Source organism: Nocardiopsis sp. NPDC007018, from assembly GCF_040635075.1.
GTDB lineage: Bacteria > Actinomycetota > Actinomycetes > Streptosporangiales > Streptosporangiaceae > Nocardiopsis.
Genome location: NZ_JBEYHA010000022.1, coordinates 1 through 16,087 on the forward strand (window position 1 = coordinate 1; position 16,087 = coordinate 16,087).

The 16,087-nt window shown below is 70.6% G+C and carries 14 protein-coding genes; 1 reads left to right on the forward strand and 13 read right to left on the reverse strand.

Going from position 1 to position 16,087, the window contains the following annotated elements; all coding sequences use genetic code 11:
- Positions 1 to 9: 9 nt before the first annotated feature.
- The 13 genes from ABZ635_RS14515 to ABZ635_RS14575 form a co-directional block, all read right to left on the reverse strand.
- Positions 10 to 735: a TVP38/TMEM64 family protein gene (locus ABZ635_RS14515; RefSeq protein ID WP_357764276.1), complete on the reverse strand. Its 726-nt coding sequence runs from the start codon at positions 733 to 735 to the stop codon at positions 10 to 12.
- Between the two features lie 32 nt (positions 736 to 767).
- Complete coding sequence (locus ABZ635_RS14520; protein ID WP_357764279.1) at positions 768 to 1,862, reverse strand: AI-2E family transporter; 1,095 nt, start codon at positions 1,860 to 1,862, stop codon at positions 768 to 770.
- Positions 1,859 to 3,277: a HAMP domain-containing sensor histidine kinase gene (locus tag ABZ635_RS14525; RefSeq protein ID WP_357764282.1), complete on the reverse strand. Its 1,419-nt coding sequence runs from the start codon at positions 3,275 to 3,277 to the stop codon at positions 1,859 to 1,861. The genes ABZ635_RS14520 and ABZ635_RS14525 overlap by 4 nt, the downstream gene beginning before the upstream one ends.
- 156 nt (positions 3,278 to 3,433) lie before the next feature.
- Positions 3,434 to 4,279 carry a TIGR03943 family protein gene (locus ABZ635_RS14530; protein WP_357764285.1) on the reverse strand — a complete coding sequence of 282 codons (846 nt, stop codon included), beginning with the start codon at positions 4,277 to 4,279 and terminating at the stop codon, positions 3,434 to 3,436.
- Positions 4,276 to 5,352, reverse strand: a complete 1,077-nt coding sequence (locus tag ABZ635_RS14535) for a permease (RefSeq protein WP_357764288.1) — start codon at positions 5,350 to 5,352, stop codon at positions 4,276 to 4,278. Before ABZ635_RS14535 ends, ABZ635_RS14530 begins: the two co-directional genes overlap by 4 nt.
- A gap of 189 nt (positions 5,353 to 5,541) precedes the next feature.
- The gene (locus ABZ635_RS14540; RefSeq protein ID WP_357764290.1) at positions 5,542 to 5,841 is read right to left on the reverse strand and encodes a hypothetical protein; all 300 of its coding nucleotides are present in this window, start codon (positions 5,839 to 5,841) and stop codon (positions 5,542 to 5,544) included.
- 92 nt (positions 5,842 to 5,933) lie between these two features.
- A complete protein-coding gene (locus tag ABZ635_RS14545) occupies positions 5,934 to 7,523 on the reverse strand; it encodes an amino acid carrier protein (RefSeq protein WP_357764293.1) in 1,590 nt (529 codons plus the stop codon).
- A 184-nt stretch (positions 7,524 to 7,707) separates the two neighbouring features.
- A complete protein-coding gene (locus ABZ635_RS14550; RefSeq protein ID WP_357764296.1) occupies positions 7,708 to 9,354 on the reverse strand; it encodes a DEAD/DEAH box helicase in 1,647 nt (548 codons plus the stop codon).
- A gap of 344 nt (positions 9,355 to 9,698) precedes the next feature.
- On the reverse strand, positions 9,699 to 10,541 hold the full coding sequence (locus ABZ635_RS14555; RefSeq protein ID WP_357764299.1) for an enoyl-CoA hydratase/isomerase family protein: 843 nt from the start codon (positions 10,539 to 10,541) through the stop codon (positions 9,699 to 9,701).
- A 70-nt stretch (positions 10,542 to 10,611) separates the two neighbouring features.
- A complete protein-coding gene (locus ABZ635_RS14560) occupies positions 10,612 to 10,818 on the reverse strand; it encodes a helix-turn-helix domain-containing protein (RefSeq protein ID WP_357764302.1) in 207 nt (68 codons plus the stop codon).
- A 281-nt stretch (positions 10,819 to 11,099) separates the two neighbouring features.
- Positions 11,100 to 12,698, reverse strand: coding sequence for an ABC-F family ATP-binding cassette domain-containing protein (locus ABZ635_RS14565; RefSeq protein WP_357764305.1), 1,599 nt, complete (start codon positions 12,696 to 12,698; stop codon positions 11,100 to 11,102).
- Between the two features lie 266 nt (positions 12,699 to 12,964).
- Positions 12,965 to 14,293 carry an AI-2E family transporter gene (locus ABZ635_RS14570; protein WP_357764467.1) on the reverse strand — a complete coding sequence of 443 codons (1,329 nt, stop codon included), beginning with the start codon at positions 14,291 to 14,293 and terminating at the stop codon, positions 12,965 to 12,967.
- Between the two features lie 210 nt (positions 14,294 to 14,503).
- Positions 14,504 to 14,911, reverse strand: coding sequence for a YccF domain-containing protein (locus tag ABZ635_RS14575; RefSeq protein ID WP_357764308.1), 408 nt, complete (start codon positions 14,909 to 14,911; stop codon positions 14,504 to 14,506).
- 841 nt (positions 14,912 to 15,752) lie between these two features.
- Between ABZ635_RS14575 and ABZ635_RS14580 the strand changes: the two genes are divergently transcribed.
- A complete protein-coding gene (locus ABZ635_RS14580) occupies positions 15,753 to 16,052 on the forward strand; it encodes a WhiB family transcriptional regulator (RefSeq protein ID WP_017588640.1) in 300 nt (99 codons plus the stop codon).
- Positions 16,053 to 16,087: the final 35 nt, after the last annotated feature.

A 16,087-nucleotide genomic window follows, 5' to 3' on the forward strand; every position in this document is an offset into this window, starting at 1 on the left:
GGGTGTCGATCAGTTGGGACTGGGCTTCGAGCGCGTCCGCTTGGTCGGAGGTGAGCTTCTCCAGGGCGGCGAGCAGGCCCGCGCCCGCTCCTCGTCTCCACGGACACGGCGGCGACGCGACCGCGCCCACCGGACCAGCGCGAGGAGGGCGGCGGCCGCGCCGGTGGCCACCGCGACCGGCAGACCCAGGTCGGCCCCGCCCGTACCGACCACCACCATCGCCGCGGTGGCGGGCAGGGAGCCCAGGGCGGTTCCCAGCGCGAACGGCGCGGCCCGCAGCCCGGTCAGCCCGAATCCGTAGTTGACCATCTGGTACGGGATCACCGGGATGAGGCGCAGCTGCACGACCGCCAGGAGCGCGCGCCGTCCCACCAGCTCCTCCAACCGGGTACGGACGCCGTCGGGGAGCCGCCGCGCGAGCGTGTCACCGGCCACGTACCGGGCCACGGCGAACTGGACGACGGCGGCCAGCACGCCTCCCGCGAGCGCCAGGACCATCCCGGCCGCGAGTCCGAACACCACGCCCGCGGCGATGTTCAACGCGGGGCGCGGGACCAGGGCCTGGACGGCCAGGACATAGGCGGCCAGGTACACCGCGGCGCCCCAGAACCCGGCGTCGGCGGTCCACGCACGGACCGCCTCCAGGTCCGGACCGCGCAGGACGGCCCACGCCAGGAGGGCGGCCCATGCCGCGAGCAGGGCGACGCGCCCCACCCGACCCCATCCGATCCTCATTCGTCCCAGGCTAGGTCCGCTCCGGGGGTCGCTCAGCGCTCCTCCAGACGGGGAAAGACCACCTTCTTCAGCACCAGGGTGAGCGCCGCCGCCGTGGGGATGGCGATGAGCGCGCCGACCAGGCCCATCAGGGCGCCGCCGAGCAGAGCCGCCGTGATGTTGACCGTGGGCACCACGTCCACCGCGTGGCGCATCACGCGGGGCGCGATGACGTAGCTCTCGATCTGCTGGTAGACGAGGAAGAACGCCAGCGTGACCAGGCCCATCCACGGGTCGCCGATCGCCACCGCCAGCGAGGCCACCAGGGCACCGATGGTGGTACCGATCAGCGGGATGAGCGCGGTCACCGCCACGACCAGGGCCAGGGTGAGCGCGTACGCCGATCCGGTCAGCCACAGGAACAGGAAGGCCACCACGCCGCCCAGGGCGGCGACCAGCAGCTGCCCGGCGATGAACGCGCCGATGCGCTGGACGATCTCGTCCCCGATCTCGCGCACCGCGGCCCGGCTGGAGCGGGGCACGAAACGGTAGGAGACGTCCATGATGCCGTGCAGCGAGGCCATGAAGAAGAGCGTGAGGATGAGGACGGTGAAGGTGGCGAACAGCGAGTTGAACACCACCTGTCCCACCCCGACCAGCCCGCCGAAGATCTGCTGTCCGAAGCTGCCGTCGGAGAGCGCGCTCTCGATCCGTCCGATCACGTTGTAGCGCTGGTCCAGGCTGCGGAAGAACGCCGAGTGCTGGAGCTGGTCCAGGGACGTGGGGAGGGAGGAGGCGAAGCTGCTGACCTGTTGGGTCAGTGGCGGCACGAGCGCCCAGACGAACACGGTCAGGAACAGCACCAGGGCCAGGCAGACCGTGAGGATCGCCGCCCAGCGGGGCAGCCGCAGCCGTCGCAGCGCCTCGATGACGGGATTGAGTCCGATGGCGAGGAAGAGCGCGACCAGGATGTAGACGAACACCGCGCGGGCGCTGACGAGGGCCTGGACGAGCAGCCAGGCGCTGAGCACCCCCAGCGCGCCCACGAAGCCGAGCAGGAAGTAGTTGGGGCGCCGCACCTCCTCGACCGTCGCGAGCTGGCCCGGCCCGGGCCCGCGTTCTGCGGGCGGTCGCTTGCTCGCTGTCACTGGCCCTCCTCCGGCCGCTCGGGGATACGCAGGGTGAACAGGGCGCCGCCGAGCAGGTCGCTGTGCCCCGCCACCAGGGAACCCCCGTAGGCCGCCGCGATCTCACGCGAGATGGCCAGCCCCAGACCGCTGCCCCCGGGGTCGCGTTCCTTGGACTCCGGCAGACGGGCGAAGCGCTCGAAGACGCGTTCGCGGTCCTTGACCGGGATGCCGGAGCCGTCGTCGTGGACCTCGACCACGGCGTCCCCCCGGTGGTGCTGCACGATGACGTCGATCCGGCTCTTGGCGTGGCGTCCGGCGTTGGCGACCAGGTTGGTCAGAACGCGGACGACGCGGAGCCGGTTGACGTACGCGTACACCGGTTCCGAGGCGTGCACGTGGACGTGCGCCGGGTTGCCGCGACCGGAGAACTCCTGGCGTACCAGGGCCGAGAGGTCGACACGCTCGCGCTCCTTCTCGACATCGGTGTCCAGCCGGGCCATCTCCAGCAGGTCGGCGACGATGTTCTCCAGCCGTTCGGTGTCGGAGAGCAGACCGGTGAGCAGCCGTTCCCGGGCGCGCAGGTCGGGGTCGGGGTCGGAGAGCTCGACCTCCAGCTTGGTGCGCATCCCCGCGATGGGGTTGCGCAGTTCGTGGGAGGCGTCGGAGACGAACCGGCGCTGCCGGGTCATGGCCTCCTCCAGGCGGTCCAGGCTGGAGTTGGCGGTACGGGCCAGATGGGCGATCTCGTCGTCGCTGTTGGGAAGGGGAAGCCTGCGGTGCAGGTCGTTGACGGAGATGTGCTCCATCTCGTCGCTGATGAGCCGAACCGGCCGCAGGGCCCGCCCCACCCCGTACCAGATGACGAACCCCGAGCCGAAGACGATCAGCGCCGAGGCGCCGAGCAGCACGAGCTCCAGGACGTTGTCGCCGAGGATGAGCGGTACGCGGGTGGCGGCGAGCACCATGATGTTGTCGCCGTACACGGAGCCGTCGACCACGTAGCCGACCACCTGGAAGCAGTCGCCCGTGTCGTCGTCGGGGATGGCCTCGCACGTGGTGTCGTCCACGCGGAAGTCGTCGGGGGCGGGGTCGTCATCGTTCAGGGGCGGCAGGCCGCGCAGCGCTTCGCTGGAGGCCAGGACCTCGTTGGTCTCCCAGTCGACCACCTGGAGCCGCACGATGGGTTCGGAGGCCGGAATCGTGCCGTCATAACGCTCCGTCATGATGTGGTCGGCCACGTGCCGAGCGCCCTCGGCCGCCCTGTCCCGGAGCTCGCTGAGCGTGACCTCGCGGATCAGCAGGACGGAGCCGCTCAGGAGAAGGCCGATGACCAGGGCCAGAATGACGGCGGCGCCGAGCGTGACCCTGGCTCGGATGCTGCGCGGACGGAGTGCGAGCCGGGGCCTCCAGGACGGGTCGTGCGGTTCTGCCACACAGCCATTGTTACTCAGCGCAATAGGAAACCCAGGAATGAGCACCGGTGTGGCGACCGATACTCACGAACGCACGCCAGATCCCGATTCGTACCCTTCGCCGCGCGCCGCTCCGCGCGTGGTGCCGCGCGCGGAGCGGTGCCTGGCGGCACGAGGCTACTCGTAGGGGTCCGGCGGGTGGGTGACCTCTTCGACCCAGGTGGTCGTGATCTCGTGCTGGGACACGTCGTACAGGTCGCCCTCCGGCTCGACCCAGGTGCCGCGCACCGTCCACCAGGTGTCGGCCTCCGGTGCCGGGTGGTCGGTGATCAGGACCTTGTTGACCACGGCGTCGGCGGCGCAGCACGCCATCTGGAGCCGGGCCAGGTACCAGCCCTCGCCGTCCTGGGCGGGCACGGCGAACCCGGTGAGCTCGACCTCGCGCCCGGCCAGCTCCCGGTCCTCGTCGATCCAGGCGCGCATCACGAACTGCTGGACGTCGAGCGCGACGACCTCCCCGGGTGCGGCCTGGTCGAGGTCGTCGGAGAAGCGCGATCCGGAGCGCTCGTCGCGCGGCGGCGGACCGGACGAGGCCCCGGTGGTCTCCACCGTGTAGGAACCGAGCGCGGGGGGCGCCACGACGAACACCGCCACCACCGGGAGCAGAAGCAGCCAGGCCACCCGGGGGGCCACCGAGTGGTCGTGCCCGTGGCCGTCCCCTCCGCCGTTGCCGTACTCGGCCGCGGCGTGCTCGAGTTCCGAACGGCCGGGGTCGGCGTCGGCGGTCGCGGTGGAGGCGGAGCCCTCGGGGACCGCGTCCTCCTCGTCCAGGGCGTGGACCTCGCCCCGTAGCTCCGCGGCGACGACCAGGACTCCGAGGAGCACCATCACCACACCGGCGGCGATGAGGAACGGGCCAAAACCCGCCTTGACCCAGTTCAGGTACAGGTTGGTGGGGATCGTGCTGGTCAGCGCGGCGGCACCGAGCAGGACGAGCGTGATGCCCTGGGCGATCCGGTTCACAGGAGGACGGCTCCGATCAGGAAGGTGCTGAGCAGCCCGACCACCAGACAGATCGGGGCGAAGCGGGCGACGAACCGCCAGCCGAACACCCCGGCCTGCATCGCGATGAGTTTGAGGTCGACGATCGGGCCGATGACCATGAAGGCGAGCTTGGCGGTGGGAGAGAAGTCGGTGAGGCTGACCGCGACGAAGGCGTCGGCCTCCGAGCAGATGGAGAGCAGGATGGCGAGCAGGGCGAGCACCAGTACCGAGATCACCGGCGCTTCGGCCACGGCGAGCAGCCACTCGCGGGGCACCATGACGTTGAGGGTGGCGGCCGCGAGGGCGCCGACGACGAGGTAGCCGCCCGCGTGCATCATGTCGTGCAGCATCGACTCGCGGAAGACCTGCCACTTGGAGGCCCCCGGGGCGTGGGTGCGGGAGGGCAGGCGCAGCCAGTCGGCCTTCCCGAAGCGTACCCAGATCCAGCCGATGACCACCGAGGCCAGCAGTGAGGCCACGAAGCGGGCCAGCACCATCTCCGGCTGCCCCGCGAAGGCCACGGCCGTGGCGATCATGACGATGGGGTTGATGGACGGCGCGGCCAGCAGGAACGTGAGGGCGGCCGCCGGAGCGACCCCGCGCTTGATGAGGCTCCCGGCGATGGGCACCGAGGCGCACTCGCACCCGGGGAGCAGCGCCCCGGACACACCGGCCACGGGGACCGCGCGGCCCGGCCGGTCGGGGATGAACCTCCGGTAGGCCGAGGCGGGCACGAACGCGATGAGCGCGGCCGACAGGGCCACCCCGAAGACCAGGAAGGGCAGGGCCTGGAAGCTGATGGCGGTGAAGATGGTCGCCCAGGCCAGGAAGGCCTGACCGGTCATCTCGTCGGTGAGCCAGGAGTGCGCCAGGGCCATCGCGGTGATGAGGAGGGCGAACAGCCACACCGTTCCGGTGCGGCGCGGACCGGTCGGCCGCCCCCAGTCGGCGGGGGGCAGTTCGTCGCCGTGGTCGTGCCAGTCGCGGGAGACCGGGTCTGCGAGCGAGCTGGCGGGCGCGGAGTCGCGCTCCGGTGTGGTCCGTTCGGACACGGGGGTGCTCCGTGGGTTTCGGTTGGGGACTCCCCGAATGGTAACCGAAAACGATTTTCGTTTGTACGCCCGATCCGATCCTGTGGACCGCTGTCCGGGTCCCGGTCCTCGTCGGCCTGTGCATCCGGCCGGCCGTGAGCGAGTCCCGGGGCTCCGACCCGACCACCGCGCTCCCCGGGCCCGGGAGCGCTAGGGAGTCCCGCCGCGGATCAGCTCGAGGCACTCGTCCCGCAGCCGGTCCGCTTCGGCGGACGCGCCGAAGGCCCGGGAGCTCAGGGCCGCGGCGAACCTCTGCTTGCGTTCGGTGATCCGCTCGACCACCGCCGGGTCCGGGACCTCCTTGGCCAGTTCCTCGTGCCTGAGCCCGGACAGCACGCCGATCGCGTCCCGCACGAGGTCCGCGAGGATGTCGCGGTCGACGACCTCCTCCTCCCCCAGACGGGACCTCGGCAGGTCGGAGAGCGGTAGGGAGTCGTCGTCGGATCGCATGGGGCCACCTCGGTTCGCCGGACAGGGTCCGGCGAACGGTATCAGGCGAGCACCGGAACAGGCCACGTCCGGGTGTCCCTCGGCGCCGGGTGTCAGCCCCGGTCCCCCTCGGAGCCCGCGCCGTCGGACCGGTCGTCCCCGTGGTCCCCGTCCGGGCCGTGCAACCCCTCGCCACCGGGGCCCGGCTCCTCCTGCGGCTCCGCGTCGCTCGGCGCGGAGCCCTCCCCCAGCTCGACCTCCTCCGGCAGCGGGCCGCCGGACTCGCCCCAGCAGTGCACGTTCCTCAGGTCGGGCATCTTGGCCAGGGTGAACTGCGGGTCCAGCCCGTTACGGAGCTGACCGCTGTAGTCGCGCAACAGGCGGAAGGCGACCGTCGACAGCGGGGCGATGGCCAACAGGTTCACGGTGGCCATCACGCCCATGGCGATGTCCGCGAGGTTCCACACCACGGTCAGCGGCGCCACGCAGCCGATGAAGATGGAGGCCAGAACGGCGGCGCGGAAGTAGCTCAGGTGCCGGTCGTCGGCGTCCAGGAACTGGAGGTTGGACTCGCCGTAGTAGTAGTTGCCCAGCAGCGAGGTCCACGCGAGCAGGAACAGGATGACGGTGAGCGCGTGGATCGCCCAGCCGCCGAGCGAGCTCTGAAGCGCCATCTGCGCGACCACGATCGGCTCCTGTCCCGGAGCGAACTCGGTGCTGTAGAGGAGCACGATGAACGCGGTCACCGAGCAGACCAGCCAGGTGTCGAAGTACACGCCCAGGGTCTGGACGAGCCCCTGCTTGGCCGGGTGGGAGACCGAGGCGGTGGCGCCGGCGTTGGGGGCCGATCCCAGACCGGCTTCGTTGGAGAACATGCCGCGCCGCATGCCCCACAGGACCGCCGTTCCGACGCCGCCCGCCGCCACCTCCCGCAGGCCGAAGGCGTGGGCGAAGATCGTGCCGACGACACCGGGCACCTCGTCGATGTTGACGATGACCACGGCGACGCCCAGGAGGATGTAGAGGATCGCCATGAGGGGCACCAGCCCCTGGGCGACGTGAGCGATGCGCCGCACGCCGCCGAAGATCACCGCACCGGTCAGGGCGGCCAGTCCGACGCCGATCACCGCGTCGAACCAGAAGCCGGTGGGGACGCCGAACTCGCCGACGGAGGTTCCGATCGCCCCCGTGATGCCGTTGGCCTGGACCGAGTTGAACACCAGGCTGAAGGTGACGGTGATGATGACCGCGAAGAGCACGCCCATCCAGCGGCGTTCGAGGCCGTAGAGCATGTAGTAGGCCGGACCGCCCCGGAAACCGGTGCTGGTCCGCACCTTGTACAACTGGGCGAGGGTGGACTCCACGAACGAGGCCGCGCCCAGGACCCCGGCCATCAGCCACATCCAGAACACCGCGCCGGGGCCGCCCAGCATGATCGCCAGCGTGACGCCGACGATGTTGCCGGTCCCCACCCGGGAGGCGGCAGAGAGGGCGAAGGCCTGGAACGCCGAGATCTCCCGCCCTCCGTCGGGGGCCGTCCCCGGGCTGCTCCGCATGACGCGGAACATCTCCGGCAGGAGACGGATCTGGACGAACCCGGAGCGCACGGTGAAGTAGACGGCCAGGATCACCAGGAGCGGGATGAGGAAGAAGGTCCAGAAGAAGTCGTTGAGGGCGACCAGGGCGTTGTTGAGAACGGTCACTCGTTCCCCTTCGAGCGGTGTACGGCCCCGCGTTCGGCATCGGGGTTTTCCGGCCAACTGTCCACTTGGGAAGGGGCCGCGGCCGCCTGGGACACGCGATGGGGTGGTAAAGGACCGTAAACCATGACGAGGCGGGCCCGACCAGTGGTCGGACCCGCCCCGGGTGCCTCGCTAGCGCCGAAACCTAGTGCTGGGAGGCGGAGTCGTAGCGGTCGTTGCGGTCGTTGCGACGCGGGCCGCCACGGTAACCGCCGCGGGAGTCCCCGCCACGGTAACCGCCACCGCCGCGACGGTCGCCACCGCGGTAGCCGCCGCCCTCGCCGCCACGGTAACCGCCACCCTCACCACGCGAGTCGCCGCCGCGGTAGCCGCCGCCACCCCGGTAGCCGCCCTCGCCACGGGAGTCGCGGTCACGGTAGCCGCCCTCGCCACGGTCGTTGCGGCGGTCGCCGCCACGGTAACCGCCGCCCTCACCGCGCGAGTCACGGTCGCGGTAACCGCCGCCGCCCTCGCCGCGCGAGTCGCCGCCACGGTAACCGCCGCCACCCCGGTAGCCGCCGCCACCGCCACCGCGGTAACCGCCACCGCCGCCGCCACGGTAACCGCCACGGCGGGGGCCGCCACGGCCGCGACGCTCACGGACCGGCTCCGGCGGCTCGATCCACGGCTCCCAGCTGGGCTCCTTGGCACCGGTCACCTCGGAGAGCAGCTCGTCGCCGGGGTTGACCAGGTGCTGCTTGGCGTCGACGCCCGCGTCGCTGAGCAGGCGGCGGGCCATGCGGCGCTGGTTGGGAGCGACCAGGGAGACCACGGCGCCCGAGGAACCGGCGCGGGCGGTGCGGCCGCCACGGTGCAGGTAGTCCTTGTGCCCGGTGGGGAGGTCGATGTTGACGACCAGGTCGATGCCGTCGACGTGGATGCCGCGAGCGGCGACGTCGGTGGCGACCAGGGCCTGGATCTTGCCCTCACGGAACTTGGCCAGGGTGCGGGTGCGCACGCTCTGGGTCTTGCCGCCGTGCAGCGAGGCGCAGGGAACGCCCGCCTCGATCAGCTGTTCGCTGATGGTGTCGGCGCGGTACTTGCTGCGCACGAACAGGATGGTGCGGCCGTCGCGCGCGGCGATCTGGGCGACGATCTTGTTCTTGTCGCGGGGCAGCACCTTGAGCAGGTGGTGCTCCATGGTGGTGACCTGCGAGACCGGCGGGTCCACGGAGTGGGTGCGCGGGTCCTTCATGTAGCGGCGGACCAGCTTGTCCACGTCACCGTCGAGGGTGGCGGAGAACAGCAGGGTCTGGCCGTCGGGGCGCACCTGGTCGAGGAGCTCGCTGACCTGCGGCATGAATCCCATGTCGCACATCTGGTCGGCCTCGTCCAGCACAGAGATCTCGACGTCGCCCAGGTCGCAGGCGCCCTGGTCGATGAGGTCGGTGAGGCGGCCGGGGGTGGCGACCAGCAGGTCGACACCGCGTCGGAGCTCGTTGATCTGTCGGGTGTAGGAGCTGCCGCCGACGACGTCGCCGACCTTGACGCCCAGGACGCGGGCGTAGATGCGCAGGGCGTCGCGCACCTGGTGGGCGAGCTCGCGGGTCGGGACCAGGATCAGGGCCCGGGGGCGGTTGGCGGCGGCGCGGCGCTCGGCGCAGCGCATCAGGACCGGCAGGCCGAAGGCCAGGGTCTTGCCCGATCCGGTGCGCCCGCAGCCGAGGACGTCACGGCCCTCGATGGCGTCGGGGATGGTCGCGGCCTGGATCGGGAACGGGTTGGTCACACCGTTCTTGGCCAGCTCGTCGACGATGTCCTTGGGAAGCCCCAGGCTGTCGAAAGCGGGCATTACGGCAGTGTCCGTCGTCAAGTGACGTGTACCTTCCTCATCGTTTGGCAGCGTTTCGAGGAAGGCTCCACACGGTCACAGCGGACCCAGCGAAGAAATCACACAAACGCGCCTGATCACACGCGGAAGCGGCCCGATCTGTGTGGGCTCGTGTGCTCTTCGGGTCAAGAGTGATGTCGGCCGGTGCCGACACGCTCTCCGCGTCTTGGCGGCCCGGCGCGCTCGGATGCGCGCGGCATTCATCGACCGCTTGCAGCAGCGTACTAGAGATCCTCCGGAAGCGGGGACGGGATGGGGGTTTTTCACCGGTGATACCGGTCTCTCCCGCCCCGCCCCCGGGCCGGTCAGGCCTTCGGGGCCATGGCCGCGGCGAGGGCGGTGAGCCGCTCCACCTGCGCGGCGCGCTCGGCGGCGCACTGCTCGTCGAGGGTGTTGCCGGGGGCCTGCCGGAGGAGCGCCTTGGTCGCGACGGCGGCGTCGGGGTTGGTCGCCAGCAACGCGGCGACGGCGTCGTTCACGGCCCCGTCGAGCTCGTCGACGCCGACGACGAGGGTGGCCAGGCCGAGTTCGCGGGCCTCCTCGGCGCCCACCTTGCGCGCGGTCAGGCAGATCTCGGTGGCGCGGTGCACGCCGACGATGTCCACCAGGGGCTTGGTCCCGGTGAGGTCCGGGACCAGCCCCAGGGCGGGCTCCTTCATGCAGAACCGGGCGTCGTCGGCGAGGATGCGCAGGTCGCAGGAGAGCGCCAGCTGGAACCCGGCGCCGATGGCGTGACCGCGTACCGCCGCGATGGTGACCAGGTCGGAGCGGCGCAGCCAGAGGAAGCCCTGCTGGAGTTCGCTGATGTAGGCGTCCAGGTCGGCCTTGTCGGCGGAACCGTCGGCGAGCCCGGCGACGATGGAGCGTTCGCCGTCGACGCCCTCGGGGGTGAACATGTTGAGGTCGATCCCGGCGGAGAAGATGTCCCCCTCACCGGCGATGACGACAATTCGGACATCGTCGGGGAGCGCCTGGCCGATGTGGGCCAGGGTGGTCCAGGTGCGCCCGGTCATCGCGTTGCGGCGCTCGGGGCGGCTGATCGTGACGCGGGCCACCGCTCCCTCCACCGCGAGCCGCAGACCGGCCCGGCCCAGCTCCTCCTCGGTGGGCAGGTCCCGTCCTGCGGGTGCTTGCGGGTCCTGTGCCATGGGTTCCTCCGTCGCGTGGGGTGTCAGTGGATCGACCCTACTCGCCGGTAACCCATCCTCACCACTGGGATCAGGCCTTGCGTGTCGCTCCCCCGCGCCCGCGCAGCTCCACCCCGGCCTCGCTCAGCAGGCGGTGGACGAAGCCGTAGGAACGGCCGGTCGCGGCGGCCAGGCTACGGATGCTCTCACCCTCGTCGTAGCGGCTCCTGAGCCGTGCGGCCAGTTCGGAGCGGTCCTCCCCCGACACCCGGGTGCCCTTCCTCAACGCGTCACTCACAGATCTCTCCCCTTCCACGGAGGCGGTCCTTCCCGCCGTCCGGAACCACAGCCATGATCGGACATCCCGCTCACACGCCGCCACATTCGATCGGCGGCACGCCGGACGGTGCGGGTTTCGGAAAGGTGCAAACCAGGGCCGAAACGTGGTGATGTGAACCTCCCGCGATTCCGGACGTCCACCGGGGCGCGCGCATCGCCCGTACGGGCCCGTCCGACGCACGCGGGACCCCGGCCCGTCCACGGGCCGGGGTCCCCCGGGAGACGCGGCGGGCCGGCGGGTCAGGCGAGCGCGATGAGGTCCTCGAAGTCGGCGTTCCACACGTCCTCGACACCGTCGGGCAGCATGATGACGCGCTCGGGCTGGAGGGCCGCCACCGCGCCCTCGTCGTGCGTCACGAGGACGATCGCGCCCTTGTAGTTGCGCAGGGCCGCCAGGATCTCCTCACGGCTGGCCGGGTCCAGGTTGTTCGTGGGCTCGTCGAGCAACAGCACGTTGGCGCTGGAGACCACCAGGGTCGCCAGGGCCAGCCGGGTCTTCTCCCCGCCGGAGAGCACACCCGCGGGCTTGCTCACGTCGTCACCGGTGAACAGGAACGACCCCAAGGTCTTGCGCGCCTCGACCTCGGGCAGGTCCGGGGCCGCGCTCATCATGTTCTCCAGCACGCTCCGGTCCACGTCCAGGGTCTCGTGCTCCTGTGCGTAGTAGCCGAGCTTGAGGCCGTGCCCCGGGACGACCTCGCCGGTGTCCGGTTCCTCGACGCCGCCGAGGAGTCGCAGCAGGGTCGTCTTGCCCGCGCCGTTCAGGCCCAGGATGACCACCCGGCTGCCCCTGTCGATGGCCAGGTCCACGCCCGCGAAGATCTCCAGCGAACCGTAGGACTTGGACAGCCCCTCGGCCATCAGCGGCGTGCGGCCACTGGGCGCCGGGTCCGGGAAGCGCAGCTTGGCGACCTTGTCGGACTGGCGCACCCCCGCGACCCCGTCCAGCAGCTTGTCCGCGCGGTTGAGCATCTGCTGCGCCGCCCGTGCCTTGGAGGCCTTGGCCCGGAACCGGTCCGCCTGCTTGCGCAGGGTGTCCGCCTGCTTCTCGGCGTTGGCCAGCTCCCTGCGGCGGCGGCGCTCGTCGGCCTCGCGCTGGGACAGGTACAGCTTCCAGCCCATGTTGTAGATGTCGATGGTGCTCCGGTTGGCGTCCAGGTAGAACACCTTGTTGACCACGTGCTCGACCAGTTCCACGTCGTGGCTGATCACGATGAGCCCGCCCTGGTGGTGCTTGAGGAAGTCGCGCAGCCAGACGATGGAGTCAGCGTCCAGGTGGTTGGTGGGCTCGTCCAAAAGCAGGGTGTCCGCGCCGCTGAACAGGATGCGGGCCAGCTCGATCCGGCGGCGCTGACCACCGGAGAGCGTGTGCAGCGGCTGGGACAGGACCTTGTCCGGCAGACCCAGGCTGGAGGCGATCGCGGCGGCCTCGGACTCGGCGGCGTACCCGCCCAGCACGTGGAGGCGCTCCTCCCAGCGGGCGTACTGGCGCACGCCCTTGTTACGGGTCTTCTCGTGGTCGCTGGCCATCTTCTTCTCGGCCTCGCGCAGACCGTTCAGGGCCTCGTCGATCCCGCGCGCGGACAGGACCCGGTCCTTGGCGATCACGTCGAGGTCGCCGGTGCGCGGGTCCTGCGGGAGGTAGCCGATGCTGCCGGAGCTGGTGACCGTGCCGCCGGTGGGCAGCCCCTCGCCCGCGAGCACCTTGGTCATGGTGGTCTTGCCCGCACCGTTGCGGCCCACCAGTCCGATCCGGTCCCCCGCGGCGACACGGAAGGTCGTCGGCTCCAGCAGGAGTCGAGGTCCGACGCGCAGTTCGAGGTCGGTGGCGATCAACATGGGTGGGGCATCCTCAAAGGTGGTCCGGCGGGTTCGGGGCGGTCGGGACACGCGCGGCACCGCCCCCGAAGGGGCTGGTTCGGCGGTGGCGCCGCGACGGGGCGGCGGCGGACGTGTCCTCGGGACCGGCCGACCCAGCCTAACGGCAAGGAGCGGGGGCGGCGCGAGGCGTTTTCCTCACGGCGCGATCCGGACACGGGCGCGCCCCCGACCCACACAACGGGTCCGGGGGCGCGACGCATTCCCGCGAGGGGCGCGGGGCCGCGTCACTCCCGGGGCTGCTCCTCCCCGCGCGGGCCCTGGCCCGAGGGGTGATCCGGGGCGGGAGCCGCCGCGACGACCGCGGTGTCCTTCTCCGCTGACGGCTCCGAGGCGGACTCGGCGTCCCCATCCGCCTCCTCCCCGTGCTGAACGGGCGGGCGGTTGCGCAACAGGGCGGCCAGCACCGCCGCGACCGGGGTGGCCAGGAACATGCCCGGGATGTTGCCCAGGATGCCGCCCGCCGTGATGGAGATCAGGACGATCGGCGAGGGCAGTTCCAGGGCCTGTCCGTAGATCCGGGGGGCGAAGATGCTGCTCTCCGCCTGCTGGACCACCACGACCGCCACCACGATGATCAGGGCGACCACCCAGCCCTCGGCGACCAGGGCCACGAGGGCGGCCAGGAGACCGGTGAGGAAGGCGCCGATGACCGGGAGGAAGGCGCCGACGAAGGTGAGCACGATCAGCGGGATGGCGAGGTTCATGTCGAGGAAGATGAGGAGGAAGATCCCGATGCCGACGGCGTCGATGACGCCGACCATCGCCACGCCCCGCACGTAGCGCCCCATCACCCCGTAGGCGACCCCGCTGGCGTGCCGCAGGCCCGGACGGGACTTGGGCGGCAGCAGCGTGACGAACCAGTCGACCAGCTTGTCACCCGAGTGCACGAAGTACACGGTGAGGGCGATGACCAGCACCAGGCTGATCAGGATCTGCAGGACCGCGGCACCGGCGGTCCAGGCGCCGTTGACCAGCTCCTGGGTGTTGTCGGTGATCATGCCCTGGACCTGGTCCCAGGCGTTGGTGAACGCGTTGGTGAGGAAGGCGGGGTCCGCCTCCAGCCCGAAGGGGAGTTCGAGCTGGAGCTCCTGGAGGCCGGTGAGCGCGCTGGAGACGCTGGCGATCATCCCGTCGAAGCCCTGGACCGCGGGCTGGATGATCATCGTGATGACGCCGCCGAGAACGACCAGGGCGGTCAGGACCGCGATGGCGGTGGACGAACCCCGCCCGAGCCCCTTGCGCCGGAGCCAGTTGGCCAGCGGCATGAGCAGCGCGGTGATGAACACCGCGATGATCACCGGGAGGGTGACGACAGAGAGGTAGATGACGGCGTAGACGAGCAGGCCCGCCACCACGCCGATGATGAGCATCCGCCAGGCGACGTCGCTGACCACCCGCAACAGGTCGCCCGCGCCGACGTCCTCGGGTTCGGGGGCGGGTTCCTCGACCACCTCGGGTTCGGCTTCGGCCGCCTTCTCCCGCTCCTCCAGTTGGGCGAGGCGCTCGGCGCGGGCTCTGCGGGCGACGAGCCACTTGTTCAGGAGCGCCCACACTCCCGGCCGCTGGGCTTGCACATGGACTCCGATCTCTGGGGTTTCCACGGGTGACCGCTCGCGCGGCGACCGGTGGTGACACTGGTGCGGGGGATGTGGGAGGGGATGTCAGGGAGATGCTCCGGCGGGCGTTCTGGTTCCACCGGTCACGATGACGCCGGCCGGTCCTCGGGACCGGCCGGCTCGCACGGGCCCGCGAGCCCGGTCGGATCAGAACTGCCAGGGCTCGCGGGGGTGACCGGCGCGCACGATCTCGTTGCCGAACGGTGCCAGCGCCACGGGGATCATCTTGAGCGAGGCCCACGCCATCGGGATGCCGATGATGGTGACCGCCAGGGCCAGCGCGGTGGTGATGTGGCCGATGGTCAGCCACCAGCCCGCGACGATCAGCCAGATGACGTTCATGACCGTGGTGCCGCCGCCCGAGCCGGGCTTGCGCACGAGGTCGCGGCCGAAGGGCCAGATCGCGTAGCTGGCCATGCGGAAGGACGCGACACCGAACGGGATGGTGACGATCAGGAGGCAGCAGATGAGCCCGGCGACGACGTAGCCGACCGCCAGCCAGAATCCGGCGACGAAGAGCCAGATGATGTTCAGGATGAGCCTCAAGAGGGCCACGGTGTTCGTCTCCTTGGTTCGGTCCCGTGATGGTCCGGTCCCGTGAGCGGGTGGTGCGCGTTTTCCGCCGATGAGGGCGGAAGAGGAGGCGCACCCTGTTTTCTATCGTCTGGGACGCGGGCGCACCATGACCTGTTCCTCCCCGGTTCCCCTGATCCTTCCCCTAAGGGACGGCACGCGCCCCGGGGCCGGTCCGCCGACGGGCGAAGCCGGGCCGGGGGCCGGGGGGCGAGCCGGGCCGGGTGTGGAGGAGGGAGCGGGGGGAGGGTGCGCCACGGGGCACCGGGCGACGGACCGAGCCTACTGGCACGGGAGTTCGGCCTCCGAACGCCGTCGCGCTGCGTGAGGACATACGGTCACACCCAATCTCGCGAGCGCGGGTAGACCGCAATGTGATCGGCGCATCAGGAGGACCCCCTAGGCAGGAGGGACATCGCACCATACGATGTGCTGTGTCCTTCGCAAGGCGGTAGATCTTGCGGTTTGCGACAAAATCCGACAGACAACCAGAGACCGGACGCCAAGCATCAGGTTTCGGTAACGGTTGGATGAGCAATTTCCCCACCCCCCGTGCAGGATCGGGAGTGGGGATGGCATGATTACGTACCGGCACAGACGGAGACTGTCACCGCCTCCGCGGCCGTTCGCGTGAGAGCACCCCTTCATCGGCAGGCATCGCCTCTGTGATGGCGCTTCTCGTGGTCTCAGCCACACCGGGGAACAACGCCAACACCGCTCGACGTTCGCGTCTTGCGGGGTGCCTCACGCCGCATGACCAACTTTTGGTGACTGCAGCTTTTTCAGACAGCTTACTAGTGATTTCAGTAGAGGTGGTTCAAGCATGTCTCAGGTACGTCGGCAGGCCGCGCTGCGCCCCCGCCCGAGCTGGGGGTGGCAGGATGCCGCCGCGTGCCGGGGCGAGGACCTTGTGCTCTTCTTCGGCCCGGATGGCGAGCGCCAGCCGGAGCGGGAGATTCGCGAGCGCAAGGCCAAGGAGATCTGTGCGGCCTGCCCGGTTCGGACCGACTGTCTGGACTACGCGATCTCGCGTCCGGAGAAGTACGGAACCTGGGGCGGCCTGAACGAGGACGAGCGCGCCTCCGAGCGCCGTCGCCGCATGCGCCGCGCCAACGCCGCCTGAGCGTCCTTCCGCCGAGCGGATCTCTCTCCCGCTGG